We start from the raw sequence: 13827 nt of genomic DNA, 5'->3' as shown, positions 1-13827 counted from the left end.
TTGACGGGGATGTGCTATTCAGTTGGCAGTGCTACGCGCCAGGGTAGCAGTTCGCTGACCTGATTGACCGGCCAGTCAGCTATAACGTTGAGTACATGACGGAGGTAGCTCTCTGGATCCACGCCGTTCAGTTTGCATGTACCGATCAGGCTGTACAGTAGCGCTCCGCGCTCACCACCGTGGTCAGAGCCGAAGAACAGGAAGTTTTTGCGCCCCAGGCTGACCATCCGCAGTTCATTTTCAGCGATGTTGTTATCGGCGTCGACCCAGCCGTCTTCCGCATAGTACGTCAGTTCCGGCCACTGGTTCAGAGCGTACGTGAACGCTTTCGCCAGCTCTGAGTGCCGCGACAGCGTTTTCATCTTTTCACGCAGCCAGCTTTCCAGGGATTTCAGTCGCAGTTTTGCTTTCTGCTGACGTTCGCCAAGGCGCTGCTCTGCCGGCATTCCCCTTATCTCCGCCTCAACAGCATACAGCTCGCCGATACGCTTCAGTGCCTCCTCCGTCAGCACTGATGGAGTACGAACGTGCACATCATGGATCTTGCGGCGGGCGTGAGCCCAGCAGGCTGCTTCAGTTATCTGTCCATTGCGGTACAGCTCGTTGAACCCGGCGTACGCATCCGCCTGCAGAACACCGCTGAAGCCCGCAAGATGGCTCTGCGGGTGGATGCCTTTTCTGTCCGGGCTGTAAGCGAACCACACGGCCGGCGCCAGCGCTGACCCGGCGTTGCGGTCGTCGCGAACGTACGTCCACAACCGCCCGGTCTTCGTTTTCTTGTTACCTGGCAACAGTACCGGGACGGGCGTGTCATCGGCGTGGAGTTTGCCGTCCGTCAGGACATAGTCCTGAAGCGCCTCTTCCAGTGGTGACAACAGCCGGCAACTTGCATCCACCCAGCCCGACAGCAGTGAGCGACTCAGCTCCACGCCCTGTCGGCCGTATATTTCAGATTGTCGATACAGCGGTGTGTGCTCTGCATATTTTGAGGTCAGCACACGGGCCAGAAGCCCCGGTCCTGCGATACCCCGTTCGATGGGCCGCGAAGGAGCGGGAGCCTGCACGATGGCATCGCACTGAGTACAGGTATGCTTTTCACGTACTGTCCGGATAACCCGGAAGGCGCTGCGCATCAGCTCCAGCTGTTCGGCGGCATCCTCACCCAGGTAGCTCAACGCTCCGCCACACTCCGGACAGCATGTCGCTGCCGGCAGCAGTCGTTTTTCGTCACGAGGGAGTGACTCCGGGAACGGTTTGCGGGTGCGGGTCTGACGCAGCGGGCGCTGCACTGCCGGGTCATCCACCCGACCAGTCAGCGTATCGCTTTCTTTCTGAAGCACCTTCAGGTCAGCTTCCATCTGTGCGATACGACGGGATACCTTTTCGGAACGGCTGCCGAAGTTCATCCGGCGGAGTTTATCCAGTTGCGCCTGCAGGTGGTCTATTTCGCGCTCACGGTCGGCCAGCTTTTCCAGCAGGGCACGGTTCAGCGCTTCCTGTTCGGCAAGCCGCTGTTTCAGCAGAAGGATTTCGTCAGAAGAGGTGTCGTTCATAAGCCCGTATTTTACCAGGCTTATTCAGCAACAACCAGGATAAAGAGATTTACAGCATGGTCAGGGATGTCAGCAACCGTTTGGGGTGTCGCCAGTCGATGCCTTCCATCAGCATCGCCAGCTGTGCCGGGGTCAGGAACACTTTGCCATCACGGGCAGAGGGCCATGCGAAGCGACCGCGCTCCAGCCGTTTGGTCAGCAGGCACAGCCCGTCGCCGGTTGACCAGAGCAGTTTTACCTGGCTGCCGCTGCGTCCCCGGAAGATGAAGACGTGGCCGGACATCGGGTCATCTTTCAGCGTCGTCTGTATCTTTGCGGCGAGGCCGTTGAAGCCATTGCGCATGTCGGTGATGCCGGCAACGAGCCAGATTTTGGTTCCTGAAGGTAACGGTATCATCGCTTCAGTTCCTGTATCAGCAGGGTCAGGAGTTTTTCGCTGACGGTGCCGTTGAGGCGAAGTGTTCCGTGCCGGAACGCTACCTCACAGCTGATACTGAGGGGCTCAGAAGCCTCTGCGTACTGTTCTGGCGGTACGGTGGTGGCATCAAGAGTCACAGGAAGTAGTTGAGGACTCTCAGTGGAAGGTAATAGCAGCTTTCCCTCACGCCACTGCTGGCGCCATTTAAATAACAAATTGGCATTGATGCCGTTTTCAAGTGCTAGTTTTGATATCGACACGCCGGGCTCACAGGAAGCTGCAACGAGCTGCTGCTTAAATTCGGGAGGATAATTAGGGCAGCCTTTACGCCTGCCGGAAGTCACATTTTTCTGCATATCTGACACTTTGATTCCCACCACTATTTGGTGTACACCACTTTGTCGAATACATCAGATTATGACCAGACGGTACTGAGACGACGCTTACGATTAACTGGGGCTTGCGGCTGATGAAGCATGCCAGGATAAGGCACAGGTCGGGTATCGAAGCCCACGAGCGCATAAAGGTGAAGTCAGTATCGTGGCACCTAACAGACTCCAGCGTCAGTTCAACCCGGAAGCCCCGGATGAACATGGGGTAAAACGGACATAACTTACATCCGAACCCATGAAGGCTGCTGTATCTGGCCGTAGTTGTTGACCTGTTCTCGTGCAAAGTTATTGGCTGGTCAATGCAACCCCGGATGACAAAAGATATTATCCTGAATGTGCTTATGATGGCCATATGGCGACGTAATCGCCAAAAACAGGTGCTTGTTCATTCTGATAGTAAGAATGTCTGTGTCAGTTTTCATCATCATGCTTGTTGTTTCGCCTGACTGGTGAGTAGACCGAACGCGTGATAGAACAGAGCGGAATACGCACGCAGGGACAAGAAGATACAGGAGTTTGTGGCAAAAAGGGTAGCTGAAGGAGACTCGAAAATGGTAGTACTGCGTTGCCTTAAACGTTATATCTCACGTGAAGTCTGTACGTTTCCACGTAATCAAAACCGATTAATCGACAGTACTCAAATAACCTCTTGACTCTTAGAAGGGCTTCCAGGGCAGTCAGTATACAAGCCATGAGTGGCAGTCGTTCCTGAAATCACACGGACTGGAGGGCAGTATGAGCCGTCGTGGTAACTGTCACCTACAACGCAGTTGCAGAAAGTTTTTTCCAGCTGCTGAAGCGTGAACGGATAAAGGAAAAGATCTCCGGAACGCTGGAAGAATCCCGGAGCGATATTTTTGACTACATCGAAATGTTTTATAACAGTAAGCGTCTGCAGGGTTCGAGTGTTCAGATAAACCGACAGAATATGAAAATCCATATTATCAACGACTCAGAAGTCGTCTAAATTATCCGTGGCGATTCATACTGGGGGATGATAAATAGGTTGCACGACGTAAAATCTGACCAGGCCCCCCTGCAACCCGATCATTTTTCACACAGCGCAATGTTGTAAGATTCTGGGGCGCTTAGCACCCGATGCCTCCAAGCCATATATTCCACTTATATTAATATAAAGCGGAAGGAGTAGTTTCACCTCAGAATCGAGAAAAGAATATTTTCATATCCTTCATTGATGATTGAAGTAGCATACGAAATCAAGAAATTACTGATGCCAGCACTTCTGCTAATCACTGTTTATCACCTTTGGGACCAAGATAGTAAAACCCAAAAGGCAGTGAACCCACCATAGTGAACATTATGCTATAAATGGCTACCCATGCACCCTGTATGATAAACAGTGATGTGTCCCAGGTTTCCATCGGCAAATTATACTGCTTTTCAACTCCCTGAAACGCTGCTTTGGAAACCACACTTACCGAAACAATGAACATAATAGTCACTGCGACCAAAAACTTTCTTCCTTCCGAAGTGTTGAGAATTTTTAACATAGTGTTTTCCTTTTATCTTCAGAGACCATTATACCCGGCTCAGTCGAGCCGGGTATCCTTCCAGAATGTCACCTTACTCAGATATCTAGCTAATTATCGCTCGATGGTAGGCCACAAAGACTCGAAAATATTCCCAGTCCGTGGCTCCCCGAACTTCAGCATCTTCATCCTCACCTGTAATAACAATTAGAGAAAATATAGAGCTTACTAACACCGGCGGCCTCAGGGGGAAACTGAACTCTACCTTACTTCCAAGGAATGCATTACCGTTGCTGCCGATGACATTCTCCTTTAGGGCGTTACCGCGGTAAAAGAAACAATCGTGCCCATTGAGATCGAGTCAAGGCTGGCGGTTATAGTGTATTTTCCAACTCTCCGGCTGGTAACGGGCATGGTCACGGTGCCATCCTCTCCGGTGGTCCCCTGTTCCGCAATAAAAACGGCGATAAAGTCGTCACTAAAGGTCACCACCGCTCCTGATACCGGGTTGCCACTGGCGTCGGTGACGAGGGCCCTCACGCTGTTGGCATCCTTCCCGTTTGCCGGGGCATTATCGCTCACGATGTTCAAGGAAACCAAACGACGGGAGCTCATGTCGGCGATAAACGTCACGTTCGTGGTCTGCGAGGTGCCGTTAATGCTGGCAGTGACGGTACTGACCCCCGCGCGGGTACTGGTCAGGGTAACGTCCACGATACCGTCCGCCCCAGTGGTGCCGCCGGCAATCACGGCGCCGTTGGTGGCGCTGAAGCTTACCGCCATCCCGCCAACCGGGTTGCCATAGGCGTCGGTGACCAGAGCCCGAACGCTGTTGGTGGCTGTGCCATTCGCCACGGCATTATTGTCTATGGTTGCCAAGGATGCCACACGCCGGGTTAACGTGTCGGGTGTGAACTCCACGTTCGTAGAAAGTGAGGACCCGTTAATGGTGCCAGTGATGATGCTGGTGCCAGCCCGGGTGCTAGTCACATTAAGAGTCACGCTCGCGTTTTTATCGGTGGTGGCGGTCTCAGCAATCACGGCGCCGTTGCTGGCTGTGAAGGCTACCACTACTCCGCGTAGATAGTTACCGTTAGCGTCGGTTACACGCCCAGTCACTTTGCCGATGTTCTTGCCGTTGGCTACACCATTATTGACGGTAGTCAGTGTTTGCATACGGGCAGTGGCTGGATTTGCCACGAACACGACATTCGCCGTCATCGAAGTACTGTTGTGGAGGGCTGTCACAGTGACCGGAAGTGCGTTTACGTTGGTCACTGTCACAGTCACTGTCCCGTCCGCTCCGGTGGTGGCGGTACCGGGCACATTGCCGTAACTCGTGGCTGCGAAGGTCACAGTGGCCCCGGATAATGGGTTGCCGCGCGCATCGGTGACCAGAGCCTGCACGCTGTTGGCTGCGGTGCCGTCGGCCACGGCACCGTCGTCCAGAACGGTGAGCTCCGCCACGCGCGCGGTGGCGGCGTCGGCCACGAACTGCACGTCCGCGCTCTGCGAGGTGCCGTTGTGAGTGGCGGTGACAGTACTGGTCCCAGTTGTGGTGCTGGTCAGAGTCACGGCTACGCTGCCGTCAGCTCCGGTAGTGCCCTGGGCGGCAACGCTGGCACCGTTGGTAGCGGTGAAGGCCACTGACGCTCCGGATACCGGATTACCACGGGCGTCGGTGACCAGGGCCCGCACGCGGTTGGCGGCCGTGCCGCTGGCAGCCGCGTTATTGGTGACAACTCCCAGAGTGGATACCCGTGAATCCACTGCAAACATAACGTCCACGGTGAGTGAAGTACTGTTGTGGGCTGCGGTGATGGTAGTGGTCCCTGCCGTCGTATTGGTCAGGGTCACGGTCACGCTGCCGTCAGCTCCGGTGGTACCTCTTGCTGTAATGTTGGCCCCGTTGGTGGCCGTGAAGGCCACCGCCGCACCGGATACCGGGTTGCCGCGGGCGTCGTTGACGACCGCCCGCACACTGTTTGTGGCCGTGCCGTTTGCCACGGCATTATTAGTTACCGCGGTCAGCCCGCTGACGCGGGCGGTAGCAGCGTCGGCGACGAACCGGACAGTTGCATTCTGCGAGGTGCCGTTGTGAGTCGCGGTCACGGTGCTGGTCCCCGCCCGGGTGCTGGTCAGGGTGACGGTCACCCTGCCGTCCGCCCCGGTGGTGCCGGTGGCGGCAGCCAGGACGGCGCCGTTGGTGGCCGTGAAGGCCACCGCCGCACCGGATACCGGGTTGCCGCTGGCGTCGGTGACCAGGGCCCGCACGCTGTTGGTGGCCGTGCCGCTGGCGGTCGCGCTATTGGTTACAACGCTCATACTGGACACTCGGGCGGTGGTGGCATCGGCGACGAACAACAGGTCCGTGGACAGTGAAGTGCCGTTGGTGGCCGCAGTCACGGTGCTGGTCCCCGCCCGGGTGCTGGTCAGGGTGACATTCACCCTGCCGTCCGCTCCGGTGGTGGCGGTGGCGGCAGCCAGGATGGCACCGTTGGTGGCCGTGAAGGTCACCGTGGCTCCGTCCACCGGGTTGCTATTAGCATCGGTGACCAAGGCCTGTAAACGGCCAGTGGCTATGCCGTTGGCAATCACTGTGTCGCTATCAATGACCATTAGTACGTCGATACCTGCAGTGGTGGCGTCGGCCACGAACTGCACGTCCGCGGTCTGCGAGGTGCCGTTCGTGACCGCGGTCACGGTGCTGGCCCCCGCCCGGGTGCTGGTCAGGGTGACGGTCACGGTGCCGTCCGCCCCGGTGGCGGCGGTGGTCGCAATGGTTGCACCATTGGTGGCCGTGAAGGCCACCGCCGCACCGGATACCGGGTTGTCATAGGCGTCGGTGACAAGGACCCGCACGCTATTACTGTCAATATCGTCGGCCACGGCGCCGTCTTCCATCAGATCCAGCTCCGCCACGCGCGCTGTAGTGGCGTCAGCCACGAACTGCACGTCCGCGGTCTGCGAGGTGCCGTTGTGGGCCGCGGTCACGGTACTGGCACCCGCCCGGGTGCTGATCAGGGTGACGGTCACGGTGCCGTCCGCCCCGGTGGCGGCGGTGGTCGCAATGGTTGCACCATTGGTGGCCGTGAAGGCCACCGCCGCACCGGATACCGGGTTGCCGCTGGCGTCGGTGACGACCGCCTGCACGCTGTTGGCGGCCGTGCCGTCGGCCACGGCGCCGTCTTCCATCAGATCCAGCTCCGCCACGCGCGCTGTAGTGGCGTCGGCCACGAACTGCACGTCCGCGGTCTGCGAGGTGCCGTTGTGGGCCGCGGTCACGGTGCTGGCCCCCGCCCGGGTGCTGGTCAGGGTGACGGTCACCCTGCCGTCCGCCCCGGTGGTGCCGGTGGCGGCAGCCAGGACGGCGCCGTTGGTGGCCGTGAAGGCCACCGCCGCACCGGATACCGGGTTGCCGCTGGCGTCGGTGACGACCGCCTGCACGCTGTTGGCGGCCGTGCCGTCGGCCACGGCGCCGTCTTCCATCAGATCCAGCTCCGCCACGCGCGCTGTAGTGGCGTCGGCCACGAACTGCACGTCCGCGGTCTGCGAGGTGCCGTTGTGGGCCGCGGTCACGGTGCTGGCCCCCGCCCGGGTGCTGGTCAGGGTGACGGTCACCCTGCCGTCCGCCCCGGTGGTGCCGGTGGCGGCAGCCAGGACGGCGCCGTTGGTGGCCGTGAAGGCCACCGCCGCACCGGATACCGGGTTGCCGCTGGCGTCGGTGACGACCGCCTGCACGCTGTTGGCGGCCGTGCCGTCGGCCACGGCGCCGTCTTCCATCAGATCCAGCTCCGCCACGCGCGCTGTAGTGGCGTCGGCCACGAACTGCACGTCCGCGGTCTGCGAGGTGCCGTTGTGGGCCGCGGTCACGGTGCTGGCCCCCGCCCGGGTGCTGGTCAGGGTGACGGTCACGGTGCCGTCCGCCCCGGTGGCGGCGGTGGTCGCAATGGTTGCACCATTGGTGGCCGTGAAGGCCACCGCCGCACCGGATACCGGGTTGTCATAGGCGTCGGTGACGACCGCCTGCACGCTGTTGGCGGCGGTGCCGTCGGCCACGGCGCCGTCTTCCATCAGATCCAGCTCCGCCACGCGCGCTGTAGTGGCGTCAGCCACGAACTGCACGTCCGCGGTCTGCGAGGTGCCGTTGTGGGCCGCGGTCACGGTGCTGGCACCCGCCCGGGTGCTGATCAGGGTGACGGTCACGGTGCCGTCCGCCCCGGTGGCGGCGGTGGTCGCAATGGTTGCACCATTGGTGGCGGTGAAAGCCACTGCCGCACCGGATACCGGGTTGTCATAGGCGTCGGTGACGACCGCCTGCACGCTGTTGGCGGCGGTGCCGTCGGCCACGGCGCCGTCTTCCATCAGATCCAGCTCCGCCACGCGCGCTGTAGTGGCGTCAGCCACGAACTGCACGTCCGCGGTCTGCGAGGTGCCGTTGTGGGCCGCGGTCACGGTGCTGGCCCCCGCCCGGGTGCTGGTCAGGGTGACGGTCACCCTGCCGTCCGCCCCGGTGGTGCCGGTGGCGGCAGCCAGGACGGCGCCGTTGGTGGCCGTGAAGGCCACCGCCGCACCGGATACCGGGTTGCCGCTGGCGTCGGTGACGACCGCCTGCACGCTGTTGGCGGCCGTGCCGTCGGCCACGGCGCCGTCTTCCATCAGATCCAGCTCCGCCACGCGCGCTGTAGTGGCGTCGGCCACGAACTGCACGTCCGCGGTCTGCGAGGTGCCGTTGTGGGCCGCGGTCACGGTGCTGGCCCCCGCCCGGGTGCTGGTCAGGGTGACGGTCACCCTGCCGTCCGCCCCGGTGGTGCCGGTGGCGGCAGCCAGGACGGCGCCGTTGGTGGCCGTGAAGGCCACCGCCGCACCGGATACCGGGTTGCCGCTGGCGTCGGTGACGACCGCCTGCACGCTGTTGGCGGCGGTGCCGTCGGCCACGGCGCCGTCTTCCATCAGATCCAGCTCCGCCACGCGCGCTGTAGTGGCGTCGGCCACGAACTGCACGTCCGCGGTCTGCGAGGTGCCGTTGTGGGCCGCGGTCACGGTGCTGGCCCCCGCCCGGGTGCTGGTCAGGGTGACGGTCACGGTGCCGTCCGCCCCGGTGGTGCCGGTGGCGGCAGCCAGGACGGCGCCGTTGGTGGCCGTGAAGGCCACCGCCGCACCGGATACCGGGTTGTCATAGGCGTCGGTGACGACCGCCTGCACGCTGTTGGCGGCCGTGCCGTCGGCCACGGCGCCGTCTTCCATCAGATCCAGCTCCGCCACGCGCGCTGTAGTGGCGTCGGCCACGAACTGCACGTCCGCGGTCTGCGAGGTGCCGTTGTGGGCCGCGGTCACGGTGCTGGCCCCCGCCCGGGTGCTGGTCAGGGTGACGGTCACCCTGCCGTCCGCCCCGGTGGTGCCGGTGGCGGCAGCCAGGACGGCGCCGTTGGTGGCCGTGAAGGCCACCGCCGCACCGGATACCGGGTTGCCGCTGGCGTCGGTGACGACCGCCTGCACGCTGTTGGCGGCCGTGCCGTCGGCCACGGCGCCGTCTTCCATCAGATCCAGCTCCGCCACGCGCGCTGTAGTGGCGTCGGCCACGAACTGCACGTCCGCGGTCTGCGAGGTGCCGTTGTGGGCCGCGGTCACGGTGCTGGCCCCCGCCCGGGTGCTGGTCAGGGTGACGGTCACCCTGCCGTCCGCCCCGGTGGTGCCGGTGGCGGCAGCCAGGACGGCGCCGTTGGTGGCCGTGAAGGCCACCGCCGCACCGGATACCGGGTTGCCGCTGGCGTCGGTGACGACCGCCTGCACGCTGTTGGCGGCGGTGCCGTCGGCCACGGCGCCGTCTTCCATCAGATCCAGCTCCGCCACGCGCGCTGTAGTGGCGTCGGCCACGAACTGCACGTCCGCGGTCTGCGAGGTGCCGTTGTGGGCCGCGGTCACGGTGCTGGCCCCCGCCCGGGTGCTGGTCAGGGTGACGGTCACCCTGCCGTCCGCCCCGGTGGTGCCGGTGGCGGCAGCCAGGACGGCGCCGTTGGTGGCCGTGAAGGCCACCGCCGCACCGGATACCGGGTTGTCATAGGCGTCGGTGACGACCGCCTGCACGCTGTTGGCGGCGGTGCCGTCGGCCACGGCGCCGTCTTCCATCAGATCCAGCTCCGCCACGCGCGCTGTAGTGGCGTCGGCCACGAACTGCACGTCCGCGGTCTGCGAGGTGCCGTTGTGGGCCGCGGTCACGGTGCTGGCCCCCGCCCGGGTGCTGGTCAGGGTGACGGTCACCCTGCCGTCCGCCCCGGTGGTGCCGGTGGCGGCAGCCAGGACGGCGCCGTTGGTGGCCGTGAAGGCCACCGCCTCACCGGATACCGGGTTGTCATAGGCGTCGGTGACGACCGCCTGCACGCTGTTGGCGGCGGTGCCGTCTGCCACGGCATTATTGCTTACCACGGTCAGCCCGGTAACGCGGGCGGTGCCGGCGTCGGCCACGAACTGCACGTCCGCGGTCTGCGAGGTGCCGTTGTGGGCCGCGGTCACGGTGCTGGCCCCCGCCCGGGTGCTGGTCAGGGTGACGGTCACCCTGCCGTCCGCCCCGGTGGTGCCGGTGGCGGCAGCCAGGACGGCGCCGTTGGTGGCCGTGAAGGCCACCGCCGCACCGGATACCGGGTTGCCGCTGGCGTCGGTGACGACCGCCTGCACGCTGTTGGCGGCCGTGCCGTCGGCCACGGCGCCGTCTTCCATCAGATCCAGCTCCGCCACGCGCGCTGTAGTGGCGTCGGCCACGAACTGCACGTCCGCGGTCTGCGAGGTGCCGTTGTGGGCCGCGGTCACGGTGCTGTCACCCGCCCGGGTGCTGGTCAGGGTGACGGTCACGGTGCCGTCCGGCCCGGTGGTGCCGGTGGCGGCAGCCAGGACGGCGCCGTTGGTGGCCGTGAAGGCCACCGCCGCACCGGATACCGGGTTGCCGCTGGCGTCGGTGACGACCGCCTGCACGCTGTTGGCGGCCGTGCCGTCGGCCACGGCATTATTGCTTACCGCGGTCAGCCCGGTAACGCGGGCGGTGCCGGCGTCGGCCACGAACTGCACGTCCGCGGTCTGCGAGGTGCCGTTGTGGGTCGCGGTCACGGTGCTGGCCCCCGCCCGGGTGCTGGTCAGGTTAACAATCAGCGTTCCATCTGATGCGGTGATCCCCGCAGAGGGAACGACGGCGCCGTTAGTGGTGGTGAAGGTCATCGCGGCCCCGGCAACCGGGTTGTCGTGGGCGTCGGTGACGAGGGCCTGCACGCTGTTGGCGGCGGTGCCGTCGGCCACGGCGCCGTCCTCAAGGATGGCCAGTCCCGCCACGCGCGCGGTGCCGCCGTCGGCCACGAACTGCACGTCGACGGTCTCTGAGCTGTCATTACTGACGGCGGTGATGGTGCTGGTCCCCGCCCGGGTGCTGGTCAGGGTGACGGTCACCCTGCCGTCCGGCCCGGTGGTGCCGGTGGCGGCAGCCAGGACGGCGCCGTTGGTAGCCGTGAAGGCCACCGACGCACCGGACACCGGGTTGCCGCGGGCGTCGGTGATGAGGGCGCGCACGCGGTTGGCGGCCGTGCCGTCGGCCACGGCGCCGTCTTTCTCAACGGCGAGCTCCGCCACACGTGCGTTGGCGGCGTCAGCCACGAAATGTACTGAAGTACTTTTACTGACCGTGTCTGCTGTGACCGTTACCGTGGCCTTACCCACGATAAGGGAACTGATGCCCGTGCTGGCCAGTCCCTGAGCATCAGTTATAGCTGTATGGATAACTGAACTCCCGTCTGCAAACACCGTGGTAAAGGTAACGTCCTGAGCCGATACAGGGTTGCCACTACTGTCAACAATACGGGCGCTCACTGTGACTGTTGCCGTATTGTTAGCAGGAGCATTGTCATTCAGAACCTGAAGTTCGCCGTCAATACTCAGCTCTGGAGGCAATACTTCGACGGTTAGATATTCTGCTGGTGAGACGTTGCCTTTAGTATCTTCTGCTTTCACCGTCAGGACGTAAATGTTTGCTGCTGTTGATGAGCGGCTGCCAGCCTTTTTCGAAATTCTATCCTCCTGCACCGCCTGATACGGAGGCAGCGTCAGGATGAAGCTCGTTGTATTTTGTTCAGTAACACGACCTCCACCAGAGATGAAATCGTCTCCGTCCACTGTTACAGTTTTTACACCGTATTTCGAATTCACTGAGACGTTGAGCGGATGCTGACTTCCTGCAGGGCCAGAAATACTGCTAACACTCAACGACTGTGAGATCAGCGTCTGTTTACGGTATTCCAGAATGATATTATTGTTACGATCCACAATGTCATACCGGTTACTTTCAAGTAAACGCATGGATGCGACACTGTCGGAAGCGAGTTGTGATGACAGAGATTCCCCAATCCGCCAGTTAAATTGCAGATTAATGTTATTATCTTTCTGTCCTCCTTTCCCCATCCTGTGGTCAAGACCCACAGTAAGGAGGGGAAAAGGTGTCCAGTTCACCCCTGCTGTCACGGCGTACGGATTACTTTGGAGATTATCCTTACTGAACAGAGCCACATTATTGCCGTAGTACTGTTCGTACATCAGTTTTCCGCCCAGTTGCGGATAAGCAGGCAACCACCCCTGAGCCCGGATATCAAAACCGTTCGCAGGGCGCTCATCATAGTCAGCAAAATCCCGGGACTGATGCCAGTTATTCAAACGAAGATAGGTGTTACCTGCAAACTGTAGGTAATTTGTCCTTGCCTCAACGCCGAGACCGACCCGGTGATTATTACCCGTCAGATCATTATCATAAAAGTTATTGAACCCGAACATCCAGGCCGGGGTGAACGTTCGCCATCCCCACCCAAGATTGACCGTAGTACGCTCATCTTTATTCCGTGCCCCTATCTGGGTAAACAACAAATTATCGGCAGTATCATAGACAGGAAGTAGCCAATCCATAGCGCTATTGTTCAAGCTGCCTTTTTCATCCATATTCAGGTTAACCTGAGCTTTGCCAAAATTATTCATCCACTGCTGCATGGCGTCGCTTGCTGCTCCGGAAGCCATAGATCGCGCCATACCCCCTGCTGCATCGCTCTTACGGTTATTATCCTCCTCTCTGTCCATATCCTGCATACGGGAAACGACGCGAACGCCGGTATCCTTGCGGCCTTCACTGTCCAGTTTGCTCTCTGTATTGCCACCTGAACGTGGCATCACCGGTACATCGATCTCATCTCCCGCCCTGAGCTGAGAGAAAGGGACACGAAATGAGCGAAACTGGTTGAATGCCTGCAGCTGAGCGTTTGTCAGACCAAAAGCGGATGCGACAGATGCCGGCGTTTCCCCATCACGCAAGACATATGGCTGTGATGGAAGGGCTGCCAGATCAATATCAGTGACAGATGAAGTTGCGGCTGCTGCTGCAACGGAGCTAAACGTAATACTGATTATGGAATAAAACTGTAGAAACAGACATAACCAAGCTACAGATTTCAGTCTCTGTATACGGGATAAGTAACTCACAATTAAAGGCACCTAATAAGATAAGAGCAACCACGGGAAAATCAACGGAAAACGAATTCACGCTGACGGGGTGGTCAGTGATTAATAAAATTCCTACTACTCATAATGGGCTTTTATAAAAGGTTTCACCGTATAAAATCCACAATTTAATGTGTACTTAAAAACACAATAAATAAAAATAACAGTAAACCACTGAAAAAAAGCCTTATCAGGAACTATTAGCTCATATGAAAACATTCTCAGATTACGCAGAGTACATTCAGCATTGAAGTGGTGAAATTAGGACTTTCTGGTTGAAGAAGAATAGTCAACTAAAGGAACATATTTAAAAGCAGGCAGATGTGCTTAACACAGGTCGTGCTAATAAAATGAGACTAAAAATAAAAATGTGTAATTCCCTGTTTTTGATATGTTCATTCCAACAACGGAGACAGGCAAATTATGGACAAAAAGAAACTCAAAGTGGACTGCCC

The 13827-nt window shown here is 60.3% G+C and carries 5 protein-coding genes and 3 pseudogenes; 3 read left to right on the top strand and 5 right to left on the bottom strand.

Translation table 11 applies throughout. From position 1 onward, the window contains the following. Positions 1-14: 14 nt before the first annotated feature. The 3 genes from tnpC to tnpA are packed head-to-tail and all read right to left on the bottom strand — an operon-like array spanning position 15 to position 2327. A complete protein-coding gene (gene tnpC, locus BFV67_RS22850; RefSeq protein ID WP_069599061.1) occupies positions 15-1553 on the bottom strand; it encodes an IS66 family transposase in 1539 nt (512 codons plus the stop codon). Between the two features lie 49 nt (positions 1554-1602). Next, positions 1603-1950, bottom strand: coding sequence for an IS66 family insertion sequence element accessory protein TnpB (gene tnpB / locus BFV67_RS22845; protein WP_069599060.1), 348 nt, complete (start codon positions 1948-1950; stop codon positions 1603-1605). Then, the gene (gene tnpA, locus BFV67_RS22840) at positions 1947-2327 is read right to left on the bottom strand and encodes an IS66-like element accessory protein TnpA (RefSeq protein ID WP_069599059.1); all 381 of its coding nucleotides are present in this window, start codon (positions 2325-2327) and stop codon (positions 1947-1949) included. The genes tnpB and tnpA overlap by 4 nt, the downstream gene beginning before the upstream one ends. 130 nt (positions 2328-2457) lie before the next feature. Between tnpA and BFV67_RS24365 the strand changes: the two are divergent. From BFV67_RS24365 to BFV67_RS22830, 3 pseudogenes are all read left to right on the top strand, one after another. Continuing rightward, positions 2458-2758: pseudogene (locus tag BFV67_RS24365) on the top strand (DDE-type integrase/transposase/recombinase); the annotation flags it as partial. A gap of 96 nt (positions 2759-2854) precedes the next feature. Continuing rightward, positions 2855-3016 (top strand): annotated as a pseudogene (locus BFV67_RS24740) (IS110 family transposase); the annotation flags it as partial. Between the two features lie 16 nt (positions 3017-3032). Beyond that, positions 3033-3368, top strand: a pseudogene (locus tag BFV67_RS22830) (IS3 family transposase); the annotation flags it as partial. 245 nt (positions 3369-3613) lie between these two features. Here the strand turns inward: BFV67_RS22830 and BFV67_RS22825 are convergent. Both BFV67_RS22825 and BFV67_RS24360 read right to left on the bottom strand, forming a co-directional pair. Next, positions 3614-3874 carry a DUF2534 family protein gene (locus BFV67_RS22825; RefSeq protein WP_069599058.1) on the bottom strand — a complete coding sequence of 87 codons (261 nt, stop codon included), beginning with the start codon at positions 3872-3874 and terminating at the stop codon, positions 3614-3616. Positions 3875-4165: 291 nt separating this feature from the next. Next, complete coding sequence (locus BFV67_RS24360) at positions 4166-13045, bottom strand: Ig-like domain-containing protein (protein ID WP_157888845.1); 8880 nt, start codon at positions 13043-13045, stop codon at positions 4166-4168. Positions 13046-13827: the final 782 nt, after the last annotated feature.

This window comes from Enterobacter roggenkampii (assembly GCF_001729805.1).
Lineage (GTDB): Bacteria > Pseudomonadota > Gammaproteobacteria > Enterobacterales > Enterobacteriaceae > Enterobacter > Enterobacter roggenkampii.
The sequence above is the reverse complement of the archived record's forward strand: the minus strand, read 5'-3'. Positions and strand labels throughout refer to the sequence as shown.